Origin of the sequence: Pedobacter frigidisoli, from assembly GCF_032678525.1 — a bacterium.
In the GTDB taxonomy this organism is placed as follows: Bacteria; Bacteroidota; Bacteroidia; order Sphingobacteriales; family Sphingobacteriaceae; genus Pedobacter; species Pedobacter frigidisoli_A.
This window is the reverse complement of sequence record NZ_JAVTSE010000003.1, coordinates 1-21,788: the sequence shown is the minus strand read 5'-3', so window position 1 is coordinate 21,788 and position 21,788 is coordinate 1. Positions and strand designations below refer to the sequence as shown.

At 40.4% G+C, this 21,788-nt stretch carries 23 protein-coding genes; 18 read left to right on the top strand and 5 right to left on the bottom strand.

The window, feature by feature from the left end; genetic code table 11:
* Window positions 1–23: 23 nt before the first annotated feature.
* The 8 genes from R2Q80_RS09170 to rplT all read left to right on the top strand — a co-directional run bounded on the left by R2Q80_RS09170 (window position 24) and on the right by rplT (window position 8,360).
* Window positions 24–1,916 carry an ATP-dependent DNA helicase RecQ gene (locus tag R2Q80_RS09170; RefSeq protein ID WP_316799309.1) on the top strand — a complete coding sequence of 631 codons (1,893 nt, stop codon included), beginning with the start codon at window positions 24–26 and terminating at the stop codon, window positions 1,914–1,916.
* Between the two features lie 23 nt (window positions 1,917–1,939).
* Window positions 1,940–3,247 (top strand): MFS transporter, encoded by a 1,308-nt coding sequence (locus R2Q80_RS09165; protein WP_316799308.1) that lies wholly within the window; start codon window positions 1,940–1,942, stop codon window positions 3,245–3,247.
* A gap of 29 nt (window positions 3,248–3,276) precedes the next feature.
* Window positions 3,277–4,014: a (Fe-S)-binding protein gene (locus R2Q80_RS09160; protein ID WP_316799307.1), complete on the top strand. Its 738-nt coding sequence runs from the start codon at window positions 3,277–3,279 to the stop codon at window positions 4,012–4,014.
* A gap of 85 nt (window positions 4,015–4,099) precedes the next feature.
* On the top strand, window positions 4,100–5,014 hold the full coding sequence (locus R2Q80_RS09155; protein ID WP_316799306.1) for a hypothetical protein: 915 nt from the start codon (window positions 4,100–4,102) through the stop codon (window positions 5,012–5,014).
* Window positions 5,015–5,200: 186 nt separating this feature from the next.
* Window positions 5,201–7,126 carry a threonine--tRNA ligase gene (gene thrS / locus R2Q80_RS09150; RefSeq protein ID WP_316799305.1) on the top strand — a complete coding sequence of 642 codons (1,926 nt, stop codon included), beginning with the start codon at window positions 5,201–5,203 and terminating at the stop codon, window positions 7,124–7,126.
* 17 nt (window positions 7,127–7,143) lie between these two features.
* Entirely contained in the window at window positions 7,144–7,713 is a 570-nt protein-coding gene (infC, locus tag R2Q80_RS09145; RefSeq protein WP_047797741.1) for a translation initiation factor IF-3, read from the top strand.
* Between the two features lie 29 nt (window positions 7,714–7,742).
* Complete coding sequence (rpmI, locus tag R2Q80_RS09140; protein WP_010600880.1) at window positions 7,743–7,943, top strand: 50S ribosomal protein L35; 201 nt, start codon at window positions 7,743–7,745, stop codon at window positions 7,941–7,943.
* 72 nt (window positions 7,944–8,015) lie between these two features.
* Entirely contained in the window at window positions 8,016–8,360 is a 345-nt protein-coding gene (gene rplT / locus R2Q80_RS09135; protein ID WP_010600881.1) for a 50S ribosomal protein L20, read from the top strand.
* Between the two features lie 81 nt (window positions 8,361–8,441).
* On the opposite strand, the gene R2Q80_RS09130 is transcribed toward rplT, so the two are convergent.
* The gene (locus R2Q80_RS09130; RefSeq protein ID WP_316799304.1) at window positions 8,442–9,560 is read right to left on the bottom strand and encodes an alpha/beta hydrolase; all 1,119 of its coding nucleotides are present in this window, start codon (window positions 9,558–9,560) and stop codon (window positions 8,442–8,444) included.
* 192 nt (window positions 9,561–9,752) lie between these two features.
* Here R2Q80_RS09130 and R2Q80_RS09125 point away from each other — a divergent pair, with 192 nt between their 5' ends.
* On the top strand, window positions 9,753–9,905 hold the full coding sequence (locus R2Q80_RS09125; protein WP_316799303.1) for a hypothetical protein: 153 nt from the start codon (window positions 9,753–9,755) through the stop codon (window positions 9,903–9,905).
* 46 nt (window positions 9,906–9,951) lie between these two features.
* On the opposite strand, the gene R2Q80_RS09120 is transcribed toward R2Q80_RS09125, so the two are convergent.
* Window positions 9,952–10,320, bottom strand: a complete 369-nt coding sequence (locus R2Q80_RS09120; RefSeq protein ID WP_316799302.1) for a response regulator transcription factor — start codon at window positions 10,318–10,320, stop codon at window positions 9,952–9,954.
* 147 nt (window positions 10,321–10,467) lie between these two features.
* On the opposite strand from R2Q80_RS09120, the gene R2Q80_RS09115 reads away from it, so the two are divergent.
* From R2Q80_RS09115 to R2Q80_RS09100, 4 genes are all read left to right on the top strand, one after another.
* Window positions 10,468–12,681, top strand: a complete 2,214-nt coding sequence (locus R2Q80_RS09115) for an ATP-binding protein (RefSeq protein ID WP_316799301.1) — start codon at window positions 10,468–10,470, stop codon at window positions 12,679–12,681.
* A gap of 2 nt (window positions 12,682–12,683) precedes the next feature.
* Window positions 12,684–13,103 (top strand): response regulator, encoded by a 420-nt coding sequence (locus R2Q80_RS09110; RefSeq protein WP_316799300.1) that lies wholly within the window; start codon window positions 12,684–12,686, stop codon window positions 13,101–13,103.
* Window positions 13,104–13,189: 86 nt separating this feature from the next.
* On the top strand, window positions 13,190–13,774 hold the full coding sequence (locus tag R2Q80_RS09105; protein WP_316799299.1) for a biliverdin-producing heme oxygenase: 585 nt from the start codon (window positions 13,190–13,192) through the stop codon (window positions 13,772–13,774).
* A 183-nt stretch (window positions 13,775–13,957) separates the two neighbouring features.
* Window positions 13,958–14,137 (top strand): hypothetical protein, encoded by a 180-nt coding sequence (locus R2Q80_RS09100; protein WP_010602585.1) that lies wholly within the window; start codon window positions 13,958–13,960, stop codon window positions 14,135–14,137.
* Window positions 14,138–14,201: 64 nt separating this feature from the next.
* Here the strand turns inward: R2Q80_RS09100 and xerD are convergent, their stop codons facing one another.
* Window positions 14,202–15,101, bottom strand: coding sequence for a site-specific tyrosine recombinase XerD (gene xerD / locus R2Q80_RS09095; RefSeq protein ID WP_316799298.1), 900 nt, complete (start codon window positions 15,099–15,101; stop codon window positions 14,202–14,204).
* A gap of 59 nt (window positions 15,102–15,160) precedes the next feature.
* On the opposite strand from xerD, the gene aroQ reads away from it, so the two are divergent.
* Together aroQ and R2Q80_RS09085 are read left to right on the top strand one after the other, a co-directional pair.
* Complete coding sequence (gene aroQ, locus R2Q80_RS09090) at window positions 15,161–15,583, top strand: type II 3-dehydroquinate dehydratase (protein WP_316799297.1); 423 nt, start codon at window positions 15,161–15,163, stop codon at window positions 15,581–15,583.
* Window positions 15,584–15,587: 4 nt separating this feature from the next.
* A complete protein-coding gene (locus tag R2Q80_RS09085; RefSeq protein WP_316799296.1) occupies window positions 15,588–16,307 on the top strand; it encodes a TlpA disulfide reductase family protein in 720 nt (239 codons plus the stop codon).
* On the opposite strand, the gene R2Q80_RS09080 is transcribed toward R2Q80_RS09085, so the two are convergent.
* The gene (locus R2Q80_RS09080; RefSeq protein ID WP_410478734.1) at window positions 16,300–17,313 is read right to left on the bottom strand and encodes a glycosyltransferase family 2 protein; all 1,014 of its coding nucleotides are present in this window, start codon (window positions 17,311–17,313) and stop codon (window positions 16,300–16,302) included. The genes R2Q80_RS09085 and R2Q80_RS09080 overlap by 8 nt on opposite strands.
* Window positions 17,314–17,318: 5 nt before the next feature.
* The gene (locus R2Q80_RS09075; RefSeq protein WP_316799294.1) at window positions 17,319–18,191 is read right to left on the bottom strand and encodes a lysophospholipid acyltransferase family protein; all 873 of its coding nucleotides are present in this window, start codon (window positions 18,189–18,191) and stop codon (window positions 17,319–17,321) included.
* A gap of 38 nt (window positions 18,192–18,229) precedes the next feature.
* Here R2Q80_RS09075 and R2Q80_RS09070 point away from each other — a divergent pair, with 38 nt between their 5' ends.
* The 3 genes from R2Q80_RS09070 to mgtE all read left to right on the top strand — a co-directional run bounded on the left by R2Q80_RS09070 (window position 18,230) and on the right by mgtE (window position 21,435).
* Window positions 18,230–18,841 (top strand): WbqC family protein, encoded by a 612-nt coding sequence (locus R2Q80_RS09070; protein WP_316799293.1) that lies wholly within the window; start codon window positions 18,230–18,232, stop codon window positions 18,839–18,841.
* 3 nt (window positions 18,842–18,844) lie between these two features.
* Complete coding sequence (gene corA / locus R2Q80_RS09065; RefSeq protein WP_316799292.1) at window positions 18,845–19,966, top strand: magnesium/cobalt transporter CorA; 1,122 nt, start codon at window positions 18,845–18,847, stop codon at window positions 19,964–19,966.
* 119 nt (window positions 19,967–20,085) lie between these two features.
* On the top strand, window positions 20,086–21,435 hold the full coding sequence (gene mgtE, locus R2Q80_RS09060; protein ID WP_316799291.1) for a magnesium transporter: 1,350 nt from the start codon (window positions 20,086–20,088) through the stop codon (window positions 21,433–21,435).
* Window positions 21,436–21,788 lie beyond the last annotated feature (353 nt).

Here is a 21,788-nt window from a genome sequence, read left to right as displayed (position 1 = left end):
TATAGTTTTGAATCTTCCGATTTATGACAGCAATAGAGATTTTACAAAAGTATTGGGAACATCAGGCTTTCCGGCCACTACAGGAAGACATCATCAGCTCGGTGCTGGAAGGAAAGGATAGCCTGGCACTTTTACCTACAGGCGGGGGAAAATCAATTTGCTTTCAGATACCTGCTTTGCTTAAAGATGGAATATGCATCGTAGTTTCTCCGCTCATTGCTTTGATGAAAGACCAGGTGGAGAACCTTAAATCGAAAGGTATTGAAGCCATTGCGATATATGCCGGAATGGGCAAACGGGAAATCGATATTTTGCTCGATAACTGCATATACGGAAAAATAAAATTCCTTTACCTTTCTCCCGAGCGCTTATTGTCTGATCTGGTTCGCGTCCGCATTTCATACATGAATGTGAACCTCATTGCAATAGATGAAGCCCATTGCATCTCGCAATGGGGTTATGATTTCCGACCGCCTTATTTACAGATCGCCAAACTCAGAGAAATTCTTCCTGATGTTCCAGTACTCGCTTTAACTGCTACAGCTACCGCAGATGTAAGAACGGACATTGTAGAGAAACTTGAAATGAAAGACCCCCAGGTGTTTGTAAAAAGTTTTGCCAGGGATAACCTGAGTTACGTGGTTTTTGATCAGGAAGATAAATATAAGAAGCTGATCGACATTTGCAAAAATGTAAAAGGCACAGGACTGGTATATGTACGTAACCGGAGGGAAACTGCGGAAGTATCAAATTTCATCAACCGAAATCAGATCAGTGCTGATTTTTATCATGCCGGTTTAGAAAAAAATATCCGCTTTCAGAAACAGGCAGACTGGAAGCTGAATAAAACCCGGATCATGGTTGCAACAAATGCGTTCGGCATGGGCATTGATAAAGCCGACGTACGTTTTGTGATACACCTCGACCTCCCCGAAAGTCTGGAAGCCTATTATCAGGAAGCCGGAAGGGCAGGGCGCGATGAAAAAAGAAGTTATGCGGTATTGCTGGCCAACCAATCTGATATACTCAACCTCGAATCCCGCTATATAGACAGCTTTCCATCGCCCGATGAAATCAGGAAGACCTATCATTACCTCGGCAACTATTTTCAGCTGGCTTTTGGAGCAGGTGAGGGGCTAACTTTTACCTTCGACATCGCTGACTTCTGCAAAAGATTTAACATCAGCGTATTAAAAACCATTTCCGCACTGAAATTTCTGGAGCACGATGGTTATGTCACTTTATCCGAAAGTGTTTTTCTACCATCCAGGTTAATGTTTATAGCTGGTCACGAAGATGTATACCGTTTCCAGATAGAAAATAAAGCGTATGACAGCCTCATCAAAACCATTCTCCGGTCTTACGGTGGTGCCTTTGATGGATTTGTAAAGATAAATGAAGCCGATCTGGCGAAGCGGATTGGCCTGTCATACAAAGATATTGTTGCGGTGCTGAATAAATTACAGGAGATCGAAATGATTACCTATATACCGCAAACAGACCAGCCACAATTGCAATACATCAGGCCAAGGGTAGACATGGATCATTTTGATGTGGATGTAAAATACCTGGAAATCAGGAAGAAAATCTTGCTTAAACAAATTGATGCCGTTTCACATTACACGACAACCTACATTTGCAGGAGTGTTCAATTGCTGAGCTATTTCGATGAACCCAATGCACCTAAATGCGGGGTTTGCGATGTTTGCCTGGCAGAAAAGCGATCAGGTCAGCAAGTGCAGCTCATTGACGAGCTTGAGTTTGAGATTGTATCGCTATTGCAACAACAGCCACTGAGCCTGGATGACCTCGTTACCAATATAAAAAACGGTGCTGAGAATGACCGCATAGAAGCCATCCGTGAATTATTAGATGCTGGTAAGATCAAAACTGACGGGAAGAAGTATTATCTTTAGCCAATAAACTGTTTCAACTCTCGATGATAGAAAAAAACAATAAGAAAACCATTCGTTCATGGGCTTTCTTCGACTGGGCCAATTCGGCCTATAACCTGGTCATTACCTCTACCATTTTTCCTGTTTATTACGTTGCCATTACCACCACCAAAGCACATGGCGACGAGGTGACTTTCTTTGGAAAAACATTTATTAATACCGTATTATCCAATTATGCGCTGGCTTTTGCCTACCTGATCATGGTTGTTTTACTCCCAATACTTTCATCCTATGCCGATGCCAGGGGTAAAAAGAAGTTCTTTATGAAGCTTTTCACCTACGTAGGCTCTTTCGCTTGTATGGGTTTGTTTTTCTTTAAGCTGGAAACCCTGGAAACCGGTATCATCTGCTTTGTGTTGGCAGCAATGGGCTATGTTGGTGGTGTGATGTTCAATAATGCCTATTTGCCAATTATTGCAACTGCTGAAAATCAGGATAAAGTAAGTGCTCAGGGCTTCTCTTATGGATATATTGGAAGTGTGATTTTACAATTGATCTGCTTTGTGTTTGTATTAAAGCCCGAACTCTTCGGAATAACCGATCCTTCATTACCGGCGCAAATCTCCTTTCTGCTGGTGGGAATCTGGTGGTTTGTATTTGCCCAGATTCCATTTAAAATTTTACCAAAAGATATTCCTCATACATCACATGCAAATCAGGGGATTATCAAAAGCAGTTTCGGTGAATTTGTGAAAGTGTGGAATCAGCTGAAACAGATGAAGTTCCTGAAAACCTATTTGTTTGCCTTCTTTTTTTATTCGATGGGGGTGCAAACCATTATGCTTGCGGCAGCAGGTTTTGGTGCTAAGGTACTGAAACTGGAATCGGGCAGTTTGATTGCTGTTATCTTAATCATTCAGCTGGTAGCCATTTTAGGCGCATGGATCATGTCGCTACTGGCAAAAAAAATAGGTAATACAAACGTTTTGATTATCGTTGTGCTGGTTTGGATAGCCTGTTGCATTTATGGCTATTCCATTACGAATGAAATTCAGTTTTATGCTTTAGCTGCAATTGTTGGTTTAATCATGGGAGGGATACAATCGCTTTCACGTTCTACCTATTCGAAGCACATCCCTGAAAACAGTAACGATACAGCATCCTTCTTCAGCTTCTACGATGCCACAGAAAAACTGGCGATTGTTATCGGACTATTTAGCTTCGCCATGATTGAAGGGATAACCCATAACATGCGACAATCAATTATCGCTTTGGCATCATTTTTTATCGTGGGACTGGTGTTTTTGCTATTCTTGAAAAAAATCGAGACTAAAGAATCGCTAAAATTGTAAGTTTGCAACTCGAATTGTAATTTTTATAGATGAAAGTAGAATTGTTTGTTCCCTGTTTTGTAGACCAGTTATATCCCGAAACCGCATTTAATACTTTAAGGTTATTAGAAAAATCAGGATATAATGTAGAATACAACTCAAAACAAACCTGCTGTGGACAGCCTGCATACAATGCCGGCTACTGGGATGAAGCCAAACAGGTTGGAACAAAATTTCTGAACGACTTTTCTGAAAACACTTACGTTGTTGCGCCTTCAGCCTCCTGCGTAGGAATGATTAAGAGTGGCTATAATGACCTGTTTACCAATACCATTGTGCATAACAAATGCCGCAGTCTGCAGTCCAACATCTGGGAGCTTTCTGATTTCCTGATCAATGTAGCCAAAAAGGATTACTTTGGTGCAGAGTTGGAGGGTAAAGCCGTTTATCACGATTCGTGCAGTGCACTGCGTGAATGCAAAATTAAGGATGAGCCCCGTCAGTTATTGTCGAAAGTACATGGACTTGAAATGCTCGAGCTGAAAGACAGTGACATGTGCTGTGGTTTCGGCGGTACATTTGCCGTAAAATTCAATGCCATTTCTTCAGCAATGGCGGAGCAAAAAGTGAATCATGCACTCGATCAGCAGGCAGATTACATTATTTCTACTGATCTTTCTTGTCTGCTGCACCTGCAGGGCTATATTGATCAAAACAATCTGCCGATAAAAACCATGCATATTGCCGATGTATTATGTAATGGCTGGTTGGAAAGTACGGAATACTAAGCTGCATCATCGTTACGGTAAAAAATCAATTACAGTTTAAACCTTCATCAGGGTTTTATATCTAACCACAACAAAACATAAAACAATGAAAAAAATATTCATCGCTTTACTGGGCGTTTTATCAATAGCCTCGGTGGCCAATGCTCAAAAGAAAACATCCGGAGCTATACAATTTGAGAACACGATAGATCCAGCCGCAATGGCATCAGCAAGTGGAATGCAGATTCCTGATCAGATGAAAGCCAGAATGCCCTCATCAAGCAAAACAAATTTCGAGTTATTATTTACCGCAACTAATGCGAGCTACATGCCTGTAGAAGAAACAGAAGACAGTAATGGTGGTGGCGGTAACGGTGGTGGAATGGGCCGTATGATGATGCGTTTTGGAGGTGCAGGCGGAAACCGTGAATACTATTATACATTCGCTGATAAAAGCCTGGTTGAAGTTTTCGACTTGAACGATACCACCTATTACATGCCCAACAAACTAAAATTATCACTGGCTAATCCAATGGCCGGTATGAGAATGGGTGGTAATGGAAACCAAAACGACTCGGCTAAAGCCAAACCTGCAGCAGAGCCGACAATAGAAGTGGTAAAAACGGATTCTACTAAACAAATCCTCGGTTTTACCTGTCACCAGGCTATCGTTAAATCTACAAGAGCCATCAAAATTCTGGATATGGACAAAAACGTAGTTGAAGAGACCAAGATCTGGTATACCAAAGATTTGGGCTTTGACTTTTCACCAAACCCAAATATCTGGACTGAAGGGGCAGTTTTAGCCATTGAAGCCAGAGGAAACAAATCTGTTGCCACCAGTATTGAGTACCGTAATGTAAGTGCCAAAGATGTAACCGCTCCGAAAAAAGCGAAGCTGATTACGGCCGACGAGTATAAGGCTAAAATGGAAAATATGATGAAACGCTTTAGAAATAACCGTCCGGGTGGAAATTTCGGTGGAGGCAGAGCGGTAGTCATTGGCGGCGGTCCTTTTTAATTATCACAACAAAATTAATATACAGGCCTGTTTGGATAAAACCAGACAGGCTTTTTTGTTTCGTTTCCATTTTATTTCGCTATCTTCGCGTCAATCAGAAATCACTTTGTATGTGATTTAGAATTAACATTATTTTTTAAACCGTTCCGGATTTTAACGAAGACGAGGAACAAATCATAGTTGTAGATGATTAACATTACTTTACCTGACGGCTCGGTTCGTCAGTACGAAAAGGGCACTTCTGCCCATCAAATTGCATTATCCATTTCTGAGGGCTTAGCCCGTAACGTTTTAGCTGCCGAAGTAAACGGAGAGGTATGGGATTCAACACGCCCTATCGAAGCTGATGCTGCTGTAAAATTGTTGACCTGGAACGATGCCGCAGGAAAATCAACTTTCTGGCATTCGTCGGCTCACTTAATGGCCGAGGCTTTGGAAGCGCTTTATCCGGGCACTAAATTCGGTATCGGTCCGGCAATTGAAACCGGATTCTACTACGATGTGGATTTCGGGGAAAAGGAATTTTCGTCCGATGATTTCAAAGCCATTGAAACCAAGATGATTGAACTGGCTAAGCAAAAAGAAACATTTACCCGTGAAAGTGTAAGCAAAGCTGATGCAGTTAAATATTTCACTGAAAAAGGCGATGAATACAAACTGGATTTGATCGATGGCTTGGAAGATGGCAAGATTACATTCTATACCCAGGGATCGTTCACAGATTTATGCCGTGGACCACACATTCCAAATACTGGTTTTGTGAAAGCAGTGAAACTGATGAACGTAGCTGGCGCTTACTGGCGTGGTGATGAAACCAAAAAACAGTTAACCCGTATTTATGGTGTAACTTTTCCGAAAGCGAGTGAGCTCACTGAATATCTTGCCATGATTGAGGAAGCCAAGAAGCGTGATCACCGTAAACTGGGAAAAGAGCTTGAATTATTTGCCTTCTCAGAAAAAGTGGGTATGGGCTTGCCATTATGGTTACCTAAAGGTACTGCCTTACGTGAGCGTTTGGTTAACTTTTTAACCAGAGCGCAGGCAAAAGCAGGTTATGAGCAAGTGGTAACGCCACATATCGGACATAAAAACCTGTATGTAACTTCCGGTCACTGGGAAAAATATGGAAAGGATTCGTTTCAGCCGATTAAAACCCCACAGGAAGGAGAGGAGTTCTTCTTAAAACCGATGAACTGCCCGCATCACTGTGAAATTTATAAAACCAAACCGCGCTCTTATAAAGATTTACCGGTTCGATTTGCTGAATTTGGTACCGTTTACCGTTACGAGCAAAGTGGGGAGTTACATGGCTTAACCCGTGTACGTGGCTTTACTCAGGATGATGCCCATTTGTTTTGTATGCCTGAACAGGTAAAAGATGAATTCAAAAAAGTAATTGATCTTGTATTATATGTATTTAAATCTTTGGGTTTCGACAATTATACTGCACAGGTATCATTGAGAGATCCGGAGAACAAATCAAAATACATTGGTTCTGACGAGAACTGGAGGTTATCAGAAACAGCCATTATTGAAGCTGCTGCTGAAAAAGGCTTAAATACAGTTGTGGAATATGGAGAAGCGGCCTTTTATGGCCCTAAGCTCGATTTCATGGTTAAAGATGCGCTGGGCAGAAAATGGCAGCTGGGAACCATTCAGGTAGATTACAATTTACCAGAACGTTTTGAGCTGGAATATACTGGTAGCGATAATCAGAAACACAGACCGGTAATGATTCACCGTGCCCCTTTTGGTTCACTGGAGAGATTTATTGCAGTATTGATTGAGCATTGTGCCGGAAACTTCCCTTTATGGTTAAGTCCTGAGCAATTCATCATCCTTCCTATTTCAGAAAAATATGAAGATTATGCAAAAAAAGTTTTAGATGAACTAAATAATTCCGATATTCGCGGGCTGATTGACTTTAGGGATGAGAAAATCGGACGTAAAATCCGTGATGCTGAAGTTAAAAAGATCCCTTACATGCTCATTATCGGCGATAAAGAGATGGCTGAAGGTAAAGTTTCAGTACGTAAACATGGCGAGGGTGATTTAGGTGAAATGACGTTGGAAGACTTCAACAATTTATTAAGAACAGAAATAACAGTTTAAATTAAAATAATACAAATTTGGCATTAGGAAGACCAGGATTTAACAGGGGACCACGTCCGCCTTTTAAGAAAAAAGAAGCAGAACATAACATTAATCAGTACATTAAATCGCCTGAAGTGCGTTTGGCTGGCGATAATGTTGAACCGGGGATTTATCCTTTGGCAAAAGCTTTGGCACTTGCTGATGAACTGGAACTGGATTTGGTAGAAATTTCTCCAAATGCTGTACCGCCGGTTTGTAGGATTATTGATTACAGTAAGTTTGTTTACGAGCAAAAGAAAAAGCAGAAGGAAATTAAAGCCAATGCTAAACAAACGGTAATTAAGGAGATCCGTTTCGGTCCGAATACCAACGACCACGATTTCCAGTTTAAACTGAAGCATGCCATTAGCTTTTTGGAGAACGGTGAAAAAGTTCGTGCTTATGTGCATTTTAAAGGTAGAGCAATTGTATACAAAGAACAAGGTGAAATTTTATTATTGAAATTTGCCCAGGCTTTGGAAGATGTAGGAAAAGTAGAGTTATTACCTAAGTTAGAAGGTAAACGTATGTTCCTTACAGTTGCGCCTAAAGTAGTGAAAAAATAAAAATAGGTTTATAAATTAAAAAACAGGTTATGCCAAAAATGAAAACCAATTCCAGTGCTAAAAAGCGTTTCTCGCTTACTGGAACAGGTAAAATCAAAAGAAACAAAGCATACAAAAGTCACATCTTAACTAAGATGAGTACTAAACGTAAACGTGCTCTTGGAAATGCAGGAATTGTAACAGATGCAGATTCAGGTAACGTTAAACGTATGCTTTGTATCGGAAAGTAATTTATTAATTCACCAGGTATCAGGCTTTAAAGATCCTTAGATGGACGCCGCTTACCAAAAAACAACAACAACATGCCACGTTCGGTAAACGCAGTAGCTTCGAGAAGAAGACGGAAAAAAGTCCTTAACCTTGCAAAAGGTTATTGGGGAGCAAGAAGTAAAGTTTTTACAGTTGCTAAAAACACAGTAGAAAAAGGTTTGCAGTATGCATACCGTGACCGTAAAGTTAAGAAAAGAGAATTCCGCGGATTATGGATCCAACGTATTAATGCAGGTGCTCGTCAGCACGGTATTTCTTACTCTCAGTTAATTGGTAAATTAGCTTCTAAAGAAATCGGTTTAAACCGTAAAGTATTAGCTGATTTAGCGATGAATCACCCAGAAGCTTTCAAAGCAGTGATTGATGCGGTAAAATAGAAATTTTCGCTAAGGCGATAATGATATTAAAAAAGGTCCCGGTTTTATACCGGGACCTTTTTTTGTTTTAAACACGTTCGGTTACTTAAAAGCTTCTTTCAATTGTTCTGCTGCATAAGCCTGTGCGGCTTTGGCTTCTGGCACCAGCAATGCCATACCGAAAAATTCATGGGTAACACCTTCGTAGTTTCTGCTGTTCACTTTAACACCAGCTGCTGAAAGCTTGTTTCCCAGCATTACACCATCATCATGTAAAGGATCAATCTCAGCAGTAATGATTGTGGTAGGAGGAAGGCCTTTGAGGTCTGCATTTACTAAAGACATTCTGGGATCCTGAGCCTCAATCATCGTATTCAGGTAGTGTTTAGTGAACCAGCCCATCATTGGTTTATTCAGTGGCTTAGCACTTGCATACATCTTGTACGATTCTGTATTCATATCAGCCTGTGCAATCGGGTAAACCAGTACTTCATGAACCGGAACCATGATTTTCTTATCTCTCGCAGCGATAGATACGTTCGCAGCCAGATTACCACCAGCACTTTCACCAACTACAGCAATTTTTGCCGGATCACCTTTAAGATCAGCAGCATGTTTAACTACCCACTCATAGGCTGCAAAGGAATCATTATGCGCTGTAGGGAATTTATTTTCCGGAGCTAAACGATAAGCTACGGAAACCACAACGGCATTTACCTGTTCAGCTAATCCCTGTGCCGAAGCATTATAAACGTCAAGGTTAGCAATTACAAATCCTCCTCCATGGTAATATACAATTACCGGAAACGGCCCGTTACCTGCCTTTGGTGTGTAAATGCGCAGGTGTACTTTGGCTCCGCTCACATCTATATCTTTACCCATGGTATCCACCTTTGACTCAGGCATAGTCACGTTATTCTCTTTAGCCAAATCCATTACGGCATCTGTAGGAGTATGATTTTTCCTGGCTTCAGTTGCGGTTAATGTTTCTATCGGTTTGTCGCCGTAACCTGCTAACTTTTCGATTACCACCTGCATTTCAGGCTTGATGGTTTTACCCCATTCAGGCGCAGGGCCCGCAGGCTTAAGCCCAACTGTTTTTGCTGAATCAGCCATGATGGAATCCGTTTGATTTGCTGACTTATCGCCACTTGAGCAGGCACTCACGGAAATCGCTACGGTACATATGGCCGCAGTGAATTTAAATAAATTGTTTTTCATAGGTATTTTTGTTTCAAGGTATTGGTTTTATAACACCCTGAAATCTTAAGAGTTTTTACATACCCACAACTTTTCAGAATTTACCGAAACTGCAAACTTCTTGAGTATTTAAGTTGTTCTCCTACTAAACGGGATCAGGAACTACAGCAACCTGAATGCACGTTTAAAAGTCTAACGAAAAATATCAACAATATGACAGACAAAAAAACAGCAGCGGAAAGCAGCAAGGCTACTTCCGCAAATAAAGAAAAAGCAAAAGGAGCAGAAGAAAAAGTGACTTCGGCGAAAGACGCAAAAAAAGTTGAAGTAACGAAAGATGGCACTGCAAAGCATAAGAAACCTTAAACAGTCTGTTTAACTGAGAGCGAAGCTGACTTATCTACCGTAAGAGTTATTTCTTAATTAAGGCGTATATTTTGTCCATCAACTCATCAATATTGAAAGGCTTAGCCATAAAATCATCAGCTAAAATCCCATCTAATGCATAATTAGTTGAATTATAACGTGCAGAAATCATTAAAACCGGCACATGGTTGGTAGTGTCGGTTGCCTTTAATTCTTTCAGGAGTACTCTGCCGTCAATATCAGGAAGCATAATGTCCATAATAATGACATCAGGTTTGAATGCAATAACATGATCTATAAAATCTGCACCTTTATTTAATCCGGCTACATTGAAGGCTTCACTTTCTAAAATAAGTGTGATAACATCTAAAATTGCGTGATTGTCTTCTATTACGAGTATATTTTTCTTTGCCAAGTGTGATGCGAACATTTAAAAATCCGAACAAAGATAAAATAAAAATCAAATCAATAATACTGTATAGAACAATTTAGAGTATCTTAACACAGCCCGGACATTTATTAATTCAAAAAATCTGATACTTTTGCATTACGAGACCCTATTATGAATAATTTTTCCGTTGATTTAACCAACTGCGATAAGGAACCTATACACATTCCCGGTAAAGTCCAGTCACATGGTTTTTTGATTGCTGTAAACAAAGCCAGTTATACTATTAGTTACGTAAGTGAAAACGCGGAAACTTTTGTGGGTAATCCTGTTTCAACTATCCTTGATCAACCGGTTTCAGCACTAAATGGTTCAATAACACAACAGGATCCTGACTTCAACCTTGAAGATGTGCTAAGGTTAGGCATCATAAAAAAGAGTTTTGATGCGATTAGTCCGCTACCGGTTGAAATCAACAACAATCCATTTTATCTTATTATCAATCAATCTGAATCCAGCTGGCTACTGGAATTTGAACCAGTAACCTTACAGTACGACATCCAAAGTTCTATAGGCCGCTCGGCATCATCAATGCTGCAGGGGAAAAGTGTACCTGCATTATTGAAGGCTGGAGCAGCTGAAGTTAAAAGACTGATCGAGTATGATCGGGTGATGATTTATAAATTTCTGGACGACGGACACGGAGAAGTAGTGGCTGAAGAGAAAGAAGAACATCTTGAGCCTTTTTTCGGATTGCATTATCCTGCTTCAGATATCCCTAAACAAGCACGGGAATTATATAAGCTCAATTTAACCCGGTTAATTGCCGACGTCAATACAAATGATTCTCCTATACTCACTTTTCAGGAAAATACGCCACTTGATTTAACGAACAGCAGTTTACGCGCAGTATCTCCGATACATATCCAATATCTCAAAAATATGGGCGTGCATTCGAGCTTTAGCATTTCACTAATATCTAATGGAGAATTGTGGGGCCTGATCGCCTGTCATAACTACAGCCCTAAATTTATTGATTATAAAGCAAGGGAAGGCTCCAAACTCATCGGAGAAATTTTATCTTCAGCACTAGAATTCAGACAAGGAGAGGAGGATTCAGAAATCCTGGAAGGCTTTAAAGATGCTGCTTCCGTACTTACAGAACACCTATCAAGAGATCAGTATTTAGTAGATGCCCTGACAGGCCATAGTACCACGATTCTGGATGCCACACAGGCTTCTGGGGTAGCCATCATTTTTGAGAACAAACTTAAAACTATCGGCAAAACTCCCGAGGATAAGGATATTTGGGAACTGGCGGATTGGTTAAAAACCAATAGTGATGAGTCGATATATTATACCCACCGCCTTTCAGAAATATTCAACCCTGCTAAAAAGTACAAGCAGGTCGGCTCAGGTATTCTATCCTGTTCAATCAGCAAACACCCGGATGAGGTAATGATCTGGTTTAAACCGGAACAAATCACTAACGTAAACTGGGCCGGAAATCCCGACAAAGCAGCTGTACCGGCTGCTGACGGAATGCTGCAATTATCCCCGAGGAAGTCTTTTGAGATCTGGTCGCAACAGGTGAACAATACTTCAGAAAAGTGGTTGCCGGAAGAAGTGACTTCAGTACTCCGCATACGGGAGATCATTGTTGCACACATTAACAAAAAGGCGAACGAAATCAGGTTATTAAATGAGAAGCTTCAGACGGCCTACGAAGAACTCGACACTTTCAGCTACACCATTTCACATGATTTAAGAACACCACTTACCTCAATTAAAACATACGCAGAACTGATGCTCAAGAATAAGAGTATCGATGAAAACGGTAATAAAATGTTATCCAGAATACTGACGGGTGCGGATAAGATGAACTTCCTGATCAAAGAAATCCTGAATCTGGCAAGAGTTGGCCGTTCGGAAATCAATTTTGAAATGGTTAATATGACCAACCTGATTAATGAAATTACAGGCGAGGTGTGGACGGCTTATAAAGCAGACAAGTCCGAACTTATTTTAGGGCAACTACCGGATATCAAGGGCGACAGAACCATGATTGCCCAGGTTTTCACCAATCTGATCAGCAATGCGGTAAAATATTCATCAGCATCTCAAAAACCGAGAATCGAAATTAACGCTACAGAAAATAATTCAGAAATTATCTATGCTGTTAAAGATAATGGTATAGGAATTGATAACCGTTACTATGACAGGGTCTTTGAGCTGTTTAAACGCATGGACAATGTAAAGGAAATTGAAGGAACAGGGGTAGGGCTGGCTATTGTAAAACGAATTGTTGAGCGTCATTCAGGACGCGTTTGGTTTGAAAGCAAACTGAACGGCGGTTCTACTTTTTACGTAGCTTTTAAGAATAGATAAAAATGAAAACGCCAGATATATTTTACGTGGAGGACGATACCGATTATGCATTTTTTATGCAGAGTGCGGTTCAGGAAATAAAAGATACTTTAAATTTAACCATTGTTGAAGATGGTACGGAGGCATTGAGCAAACTACAGAGCTTTGTAGACAGTAAGGTGAAACCAAAACTTATTTTGCTGGATTTGAACTTACCAGGCTTATCAGGACTGGATTTGCTTAAATTTATTAAAGACATCCCTTATCTTAAAAGCATACCGGTGATTTTGTTTTCTACATCCGATAATCCGGATGATGTTAAAGCATCGATAGAGTTTGGTGCTAATGCTTATCTCACCAAACCCAACGGATATGAAAATCTGGTCAAATGCCTGCACTCTGTGCACGATTTCTGGTTTAACCAGCACCTTCGGCTGAATTAACATTAAATAAATTAATATTAAGATTCGAATGTTTACATTCGAATCTTTTCTTTTTTATAACCCTTAACAGCATAAAAATTCCGAATATGATTGCCAATTTATTGAGAACAGAGACCGCCGCATGCCATAAAGAACTGGAATCGCTCATGTATGTCAATGAAATTATGAACAATTCACTAAGCATTGAACAATATAAAAAACTACTCACCATCAACTACATCATTCACCAGAAACTGGAGAATAAGCTGGCGAATATGCTCGATGCCGATCTGGCCAGTGACCTGGATATGAATAGCAGGCTGAAACTCTCTGCACTGGAGAAAGATTTAACCTACTGGAATATTGATAGCCTTACCCTGCCGGGCCTGAATTTCGATTTGTTTATTCCGGAAAAAAATAATGCGGAAGTGTTGGGTGCTTTATACGTTCTTGAAGGCGCAACACTGGGCGGAAACATGATTAAACGGCATATTTTAGCAAATCCGAATTTTAAGGATGAAGAAGGCGGACTGAATTATTACGGGGTTTATGGAGACGAGCTGAGCGCGAAATGGAAATCCTTTGTGTCCATCCTGAACGATACGGTTTCAGAAGCAGATTATGAACGCTGCATTGCCAGCGCGAATCACACCTTTAACAACCTGATCAACCTTTCAAAACAGCTGAATTAAAAAACTATAAACACAGCAAAATATTAAAAAAATACTCCTGTTATATTGCCACGGCATTTTTGACATGTGAAAATGTGCAAAACTTATTTTAAATTAATATTTGCATTCTCTTGTTAATTCGGAGTAAATATGTATAATTGAACAAAAATAAATTTTTTAAACCTTTAAAAACATCAATTAGCGATGGAAAAATTCTCAAAAGTTAAAGCTGCTGTTGCTGCTATCGAAGCAGATGTAGAAAAATTTTATAATGCTGGCAATGCAGCTGCTGGTACTCGTGTGCGTAAAGCAATGCAAGATCTTAAAGTTTTAGCACAAGAAATCCGTGCAGAAGTAACTGACAAGAAAAACTCTGGAAAATAATATTTCGCGAGTATGAAACAAAAGGGGTTCTGGTATGCCAGAACCCTTTTTGCATTTTCACCAGCTAAGATCGTGGGTGAAACTGTGTAACCACTTCACGAAGGTAATTACGATCGAGATGAGTGTAAATTTCGGTTGTAGTGATGCTGGAATGCCCGAGCATTTCCTGTACGGCTCTTAAATCTGCCCCACCTTCGATCAGGTGTGTGGCGAAAGAGTGCCGGAGGGTGTGTGGGCTGATGGTCTTTTTGATCCCTACAGCACAGGCCAATCCCTTAATGAGGGTAAATATGGTTATTCTCGAGAGCTTTGTGCCAAACCGGTTCAGAAAGATAAAATCTTCACTTCCTTTCTTCACCTTCATATGTACACGAACCTGGTGCAGGTAAATATCAAGTAGCTTTAGCGCAACGCCGCCTATGGGCACCAGGCGTTCCTTGTTTCCTTTCCCTATCACTTTTATAAATTCAATTTGAGGGTAGAGATTGGATATTCTCAGCTCCGTCAATTCGCTTACACGTAAACCACAGCCGTACAAAACTTCCAATATTGCCTTATTTCGCATGCCTTCAGGTCTGGAAGCATCTATCGCGTCGATAAGCTGATTAATTTCCAATACATTTAAGGTATCCGGAAGCTTGCGGGTAATTTTAGGCGCTTCAATCAAAGCAGTCGGATCAAGCGTGATCTCCTCTTCAATTAAAAGGTAAGTAAAAAAAGCTTTTAACCCCGATATTACCCTTGCCTGTGTACTGGCCAGCATACCAAGCTCATTTAGCCAGGAAATAAAGGCCTTCAGGTGAGCTGGGCTAACCTCTGCCAGTGCCGGCGACAAATTAACAGAGGCAAAATATTGGGTAAGTTTATCGATATCACTTAGGTAAGCGTGGATTGAATTTTTAGATAGTGAACGCTCCAGCTTCAGATAAGCAGTAAATCCCTTAATATATGATTGCCAAAGCATGTTTTTCTTTAAGATTTTTTATAACATTGCATCGTTACAATATTTAGCGTTGCAAATACATGAAAATACAAATTATAAACGGCCCCAACTTAAACCTGTTAGGCGTTCGTGAACCATCAATTTATGGAAATACAAGTATAGAGGATTATATTGGAGAACTGAAAGCCATTTATACACATATTGAAATTGAATATTTTCAGAGCAATGTGGAGGGTGAACTAATTAATAAGCTTCACGAAGTAGGATTCAGCTACGATGGAATCATCCTGAATGCCGGTGGATATACACACACTTCGGTAGCACTTGCCGATGCCATAGCAGCGATTAAAACACCGGTAGTCGAAGTTCACATCTCCAATATTTATGCCAGGGAAGAATATCGCCATGTTTCGCTAACAGGCAAAAACTGCCAGGGTGTGTTAACGGGTTTTGGTATGCATGGCTACAGGCTGGCAATGGAAAGTTTACTTATTAAAAAATAATATCATGCTTAAAAAAACGCTCTTTTTTCTATTATTCACCGTTCTTTTGGGAAACGTTAAAGCCCAAACTAAGCCTGCAAATAAACTGGACGAGCAATCCGTTGTCAGGGCTGAAGATGGCAACGTTTATCCTTATGCCGTGTGGCGAAAGTTACTGTCAACAGGCAAATATGCAATAAAAAACCGTAAGACATTTACAGATAGCGGAAAACCCGAATATTTGCTTTACGAACTTTCCGATGAACAAAAGGAAGCTTATTTCGATAAAATGCCAAAACCCCGCAAAAGCGATAATTTCGCGGAAGGAGAGGAGTTTAAAGGGTTCAAAGCTACAGATATGAACGGAAATAAATTTGATCTTCGGAATGCAAAGGATAAAGTTATTGTTCTGAATTTCTGGTTTATCAATTGTCCCCCATGCCGGTCCGAAATTCCACAACTGAACGAGCTTGTAGAACAGTACAAGGACAATAAAGATGTGATCTTTCTTGCCATAGCTACCGATGACCGTTACGATTTAAAGAATTTTATTAAAACCAATCCTTTTCAATATAATATTGTTGATAGCGGTAGGTCTATTGCCGAGAAATATAATTTAAGGTTATATCCAACGCATGTCGTTATTGATAAAAACGGCATCATTAAATTCGGAACCGTCGGACTGGCTTCAAATACCATGCATTGGCTCAAAAGGTCAATCGATGAATCGCTGGCCCTTAATTAAGCTTAGAAAAATACCTGATCTTTTTGATAAAGAATGACCATACGATGCTGTGGGCGTATACCCCGGTGTGTGACTGGTAGGGCTTTTGAAAGCTTTTACGCTTTCTGTTGGTTTTTGCAATAGACTTGATGAAATGCCAGTGTCCCTTGCTCACAGCGATAGTAAATTTGGGTTTACCTGACAACAGAAAGTGCCACCAGGCTACAAAATCAATCCACATCCGTATGGTGATTCTAAAAATCGCATCGCCTGCAGGCAGGTTTTTCTGCATAATGATCAGGCTGTTTCTAAAGTTAAGATAGGTTTTGAATGGGTTTTCGGTTTGTAGCGTACCACCACCTACATGGAAAACCTCAGCATTGGGGCAATACACAATCTTATAATCCATGTTTTTCAGTCGCCAGCAAAGATCAATTTCCTCCATATGGGCAAAAAGATCGGCATCCAGACCTTCTGCTTCTTTCCAGCATTTGCTTTTGATGAAAAAAGCTGCACCACTCGCCCAGAATACCTCTGATTGCTGGTTATATTGTCCTTTGTCCTCTTCGTACACATTAAAAAGTCTTCCCCGGCAAAAAGGATAAGCATAAATATCCAGATAGCCCCCTGCGGCACCAGCATATTCGAAATAACTTTTGCTTAATTGCGACTTGATTTTGGGCTGTGCAGCAGCAATAGCCTGATCACTTTCCATCAAATCAATTACCGGCTTAATCCAGTTTTGTGTAACTTCCACATCAGAGTTCAGGAGGATAAAATAATCAGCTTCTACACGCGCTAAAACTTTATTATACCCACCGGCAAAACCATAATTTGAATCGTTCTTCAACACCTTAACTGCAGGGAAGTTTTCTTTCAGGAAAGCGACAGAATCGTCGGTAGATCCGTTATCGCCAACAACAACCTGCAGGTTATCATAATCGCTTAGGAGTACACCTGGTAAAAATTGTTCTAAAAATGCCTTACCGTTCCAGTTTAAAATGACAACAGCTACAGATGGGTTCATGCTCATTATTCGGGTTTAAACTTCCAGCGTTTATGGCTCCAGAGCCAGTATTGCGGATGTTCATTAATTATATCTTCTAAAAATTTAAAGTGCAGGTGTGTAATTTTGTATTCATCCAGTTCCACTGGATTGAGGCACAAGGGTAAAACTTCTACATGATAAAACCCCCTTCTAACCACAGTTACCTTGAAGTAATAGATTGGTCGCCCTGTAGATTTCGCAATTTTCTCTACACCTAGCAAAGCAGCGGTGGGCTGATGAAGAAAATCGACAAAATATTTTGTTTCGTGTTTTACGGGAGCCTGATCACTGGCAAAGCACAACAACGTAGGCTCGTTTTTATAAGTGGCCATCCCCCTTAGTGTTTGGCGCATTGCGATAAATATATTGCCATATCTCGTTCGCATTTTATCAAACCAGGCGCCGAATATTTCATTGCTCAGCGGCTTATAAATAACCAGGGTTTTGGCTGAAATATTTAGCCCTAATGCCAGTGTTCCGAGTTCCCAGTTACCATAATGACCTGTGCAGGCCAATACACTTTCGCCGGCTTTGAAATGTTTCTCGAGAAGCTCCAGTCCGGTAAACTTCACCCGTTTCAAGGTTTCCTCTTCAGAAATGGTAGACATTTTGATGATTTCGAAAATGAGATCTGCGAGGAATCTGAAGAATTTCTTCTCTATAGCAATGATTTCATTCAAAGACTTTTCAGGAAAAGAATTTGTTAAATTCTCCCTGACTACTTTTTTTCGGTACCCAATTATGTAATAAAGCAGATAATATAGTAATCTTGCAAAGAAAAAGAGCAGAGGCAGCGGCAACAGCGATAGCGTAAATAAAAAAAATACGCCCAGGTGCGCAAATCCTCTTTTAATCATTATTTTTAAACGTTTCAGCTACAAACATAAATTTTCAAATGCACAATACAGCAATACTTCCTTTATTTTATCTTCCTCCAGTGGGTTATTTCAGTTTATTGCAACAGGCCGGGCAGGATTTCCTGATCGAAAAGCATGAACATCTGGTGAAGCAAACTTATAGAAACCGGGCAAGTATATATTCACCAAATGGAAAGCTGGATTTAACCGTTCCATTGGTAAAGGGTTCCAAAACGCATACAACGATGAAAGATGTTAAGATCAGCTATGATTTCAACTGGCAGCGTCTACATTGGTTAAGCCTGGAAACCTGCTATCGCAGTTCTGCTTATTTTGAATATTATGAGGATGAGCTGTCTGTATTTTATACAAACAGGTTTGAGTACCTGTTCGACTACAACCTGCAGCTTCTGGAATGGCTGAATAAAAAACTGAAACTGAATATTAGCCTGAATACCACTACATCTTATGAAAGCGAAGTTGGCGAAGGGATGGATTATAGAACGGCCATGAACCCTAAAAAAGCCGATGAGCTTGGCAATAACAAACCCTATTACCAGGTTTTCGAAGATAAACACCAGTTTATACCCAACTTAAGTATCGTAGATTTGTTATTTAATCAGGGCCCGCAAGCCCGGTTATATTTATAAGTTATGGGTAAAAACAAACCACGTAATCGGCACAAGCATTATAATGTACCTGCACCCGGAACCAGTCCGGGTTTATACGCCATTGATGATGATGCGCTTAAACCTAAAATAGTCCTTCATACTTATAGCGAAAAGAGCTATAAAAAAGAGGAGCTTCAAAACATCAATAATATCGATAAACTGGTGGAGGACAAGGGTTTTTACTATTGGTTTGACATTAAGGGATTAGCTGATGCCAGTATTTTCGAGACCTTATATAGCAAGCTGGATATCAGCCGGCTGGTCTTGGAAGACATCACGAGTTCTTATCAGCGGCCTAAGTTAGATGAATACGATAATGACAAATATATTTTCGCAGTCAGCCGACACTTGTATTTGAATGATGAAGATGTTTTGACCAATGACCAGATTTCATTCATTCTTTCAGAACGTACCCTGATTACATTTCAGGAAACCTATGAAGACTGCTTTGAACCCGTAAGAAAGCGGCTGGAACTGGGCAAGGGAAATATCCGTATCGGCGGCAGCAGTTACCTCATGTACGCTATTATGGATGTCATTGTAGATAACTATTTCGCATTACTCAATTTCTGGGGGGAAGAACTCGACGCCATCGAAGACCGTTTATACGATCACCCGGACAGGCGCATCATGTACGATACCCAGGCCATTAAACGTTCGCTGATTACCATCAGGAAAGTGGCCTGGCCGGAACGCGATAAGCTCAATGACATCATCAGAACGGATAGCCCTTTAATCTCCGATTTGACGAAAACCTATATGAAGGACGCTTACGACCATTGTATCCAAATCATTGATTTTATTGAATCGCTGAAAGAGATTGCATCTGCAAACATTGATATGAATCTTTCGATCATCAGTAACCGGATGAATGAAATCATGAAAGTACTGACCATTATTTCGTCTATTTTCATCCCTTTAACATTTATAGCAGGTATTTATGGTATGAATTTTAGCAGGGAAGATCCGGCGACTGGCAAAATAATGCCCGACAATATGCCTGAGCTTTACAGTCCCCACGGTTATTTATGGACCTGGATTGTAATGGGTATCATCGCTATTGTACAGGTAATTTATTTCTGGCGCAAAGGATGGTTTAAATAAAACGTGTTTTTTATATTTATTGTACCTAATTTTAGCTATTTATAGGTGAATAAGGTAGATTTACCCTATATGATAAAAGCAGGTTAGCAAAATCCCTGGCTAAAATTGGTTAAATAAAGATGCAGTCATTCGAGATAGATAAAAGCGACGTACTAAAAGTTAAAAATGCCATTTTAGCTGGTGATGAAATCTTGAAAGAGGTTTTGGATGAATACCATGCCTCAGAAATAGCCATTCTTTTCGAGCGACTTGATAAGTCCGAGCAGCAGCACATCATTAACCTCCTGCCTGCAGAAACCGCATCAGAGATTATCTCTGAAATGGACGAAGAATCTCACCCTGAAGATTTGCTGTTTCAGCTCCATCCCGACAAACGTACCGAAGTAATTGAAGAACTGGATTATGATGATGCCACCGATATTATTTCACAGCTTGAAGATCATGAGCAGAATGAGATACTGGAGGATTTGCAGGATGAACATGCAACGGAAATCAGGAACCTTTTAACCTACGACGAGAAAACCGCGGGTGGTTTGATGAACACCGATATCATCTGCGTAAACATCAACCTCACAAAAAAGGATGCCATTGACGAAATTATCCGCCAAAGTGAGGAAATGGAAGAGTTTTACACCATTTATGTAGTTGACGACGCAGAGATTTTCAAAGGAATAGTTTCACTCAAAGATATTATTAAGGCAAAACACGATGCTAAAATTACTGAATTAGTTAAAATAGATGCCGTATATGTACACCCGTCTACCGATCAGGAAGAAGTGGCTAATCTGATTTCTCAGTATAATCTTACCAGTATCCCGGTAATTGACGACAACCAAAAGCTCCTCGGCAGGGTAACTTTCGATGATGTTATCGACGTAATGGAAGCGGAAAGTACCGAAGATATCCTTAAGATTTCAGGGGTTTCGGAAGATGAAGAACTGAGCGGTAACTGGATTGAAGCGGTTAAATCACGTTTGCCCTGGCTAATCATTAACCTGGGCACAGCATTCCTGGCCTCATCAGTGGTGCGCTATTTTGATCCTACCATTAAACTTATTCCATCGCTGGCAGCTTATATGACGATTATTGCCGGCATGGGGGGCAATGCCGCCACGCAGGCACTTGCCGTAACCGTAAGACGTATTTCTCTTTATGATTTAACGGATAAACAGGCTTATCGTACCGTTTTAAAAGAGTTCACTGTAGGCCTGATTAACGGCGCAGCAAACGGCCTAATTGTTTTTGGCTTTGCCTGGTTTTTTGATGGAAACCCATTGCTCGGACTGGTTATTTTCCTGGCCATGACTGGTAACTTGCTTATTGCGGGTATCACAGGAGCGGGGATACCACTGATTTTGAAAAGACTGGGTATAGATCCGGCAATTGCCTCTTCTATCATCATTACCACATTTACTGATGTATTTGGGTTTTTACTGATATTGGGGCTGGCAAGCAGATTGTTGCTTTAATTTTTGCTTTGTTTTAAAGTTAATATGGTAGGCTCCCGCTGATAAAGCTGATTTTCGCAGATCATTCAATACAAATCTGCGTGCATCTCCTTAATCTGCTGGAGAAAATTCTAATGATATGGTATCGATAAATTCCCGCTGATCACGCTGATTTACACAGATATTAGTTATCCCAGCCTTGCATTAAAACAAAATGCCCCGACGAAGCAGAACTTCATCGGGGCATTTATCCTTGTCGTTTAATTAACGACTAGTATAAAGTAAACTCTACACGACGGTTTTCCTGACGACCGGCTGCAGTTTTATTTGTTGCAATTGGCTGATCAGGTCCGTAACCTGTAGCTTCAATTCTC

Coding starts and splice junctions, on each gene's coding strand:
- R2Q80_RS09170 (WP_316799309.1), top strand. CDS start 24: ATGACAGCAATAGAGATTTTACAAAAGTATTGGGAACATCAGGCTTTC.
- R2Q80_RS09165 (WP_316799308.1), top strand. CDS start 1,940: ATGATAGAAAAAAACAATAAGAAAACCATTCGTTCATGGGCTTTCTTC.
- R2Q80_RS09160 (WP_316799307.1), top strand. CDS start 3,277: ATGAAAGTAGAATTGTTTGTTCCCTGTTTTGTAGACCAGTTATATCCC.
- R2Q80_RS09155 (WP_316799306.1), top strand. CDS start 4,100: ATGAAAAAAATATTCATCGCTTTACTGGGCGTTTTATCAATAGCCTCG.
- thrS (WP_316799305.1), top strand. CDS start 5,201: ATGATTAACATTACTTTACCTGACGGCTCGGTTCGTCAGTACGAAAAG.
- rpmI (WP_010600880.1), top strand. CDS start 7,743: ATGCCAAAAATGAAAACCAATTCCAGTGCTAAAAAGCGTTTCTCGCTT.
- rplT (WP_010600881.1), top strand. CDS start 8,016: ATGCCACGTTCGGTAAACGCAGTAGCTTCGAGAAGAAGACGGAAAAAA.
- R2Q80_RS09130 (WP_316799304.1), bottom strand. CDS start 9,560: ATGAAAAACAATTTATTTAAATTCACTGCGGCCATATGTACCGTAGCG.
- R2Q80_RS09125 (WP_316799303.1), top strand. CDS start 9,753: ATGACAGACAAAAAAACAGCAGCGGAAAGCAGCAAGGCTACTTCCGCA.
- R2Q80_RS09115 (WP_316799301.1), top strand. CDS start 10,468: ATGAATAATTTTTCCGTTGATTTAACCAACTGCGATAAGGAACCTATA.
- R2Q80_RS09110 (WP_316799300.1), top strand. CDS start 12,684: ATGAAAACGCCAGATATATTTTACGTGGAGGACGATACCGATTATGCA.
- R2Q80_RS09105 (WP_316799299.1), top strand. CDS start 13,190: ATGATTGCCAATTTATTGAGAACAGAGACCGCCGCATGCCATAAAGAA.
- R2Q80_RS09100 (WP_010602585.1), top strand. CDS start 13,958: ATGGAAAAATTCTCAAAAGTTAAAGCTGCTGTTGCTGCTATCGAAGCA.
- xerD (WP_316799298.1), bottom strand. CDS start 15,101: ATGCTTTGGCAATCATATATTAAGGGATTTACTGCTTATCTGAAGCTG.
- aroQ (WP_316799297.1), top strand. CDS start 15,161: ATGAAAATACAAATTATAAACGGCCCCAACTTAAACCTGTTAGGCGTT.
- R2Q80_RS09085 (WP_316799296.1), top strand. CDS start 15,588: ATGCTTAAAAAAACGCTCTTTTTTCTATTATTCACCGTTCTTTTGGGA.
- R2Q80_RS09080 (WP_410478734.1), bottom strand. CDS start 17,313: ATGAACCCATCTGTAGCTGTTGTCATTTTAAACTGGAACGGTAAGGCA.
- R2Q80_RS09075 (WP_316799294.1), bottom strand. CDS start 18,191: ATGATTAAAAGAGGATTTGCGCACCTGGGCGTATTTTTTTTATTTACG.
- R2Q80_RS09070 (WP_316799293.1), top strand. CDS start 18,230: ATGCACAATACAGCAATACTTCCTTTATTTTATCTTCCTCCAGTGGGT.
- corA (WP_316799292.1), top strand. CDS start 18,845: ATGGGTAAAAACAAACCACGTAATCGGCACAAGCATTATAATGTACCT.
- mgtE (WP_316799291.1), top strand. CDS start 20,086: ATGCAGTCATTCGAGATAGATAAAAGCGACGTACTAAAAGTTAAAAAT.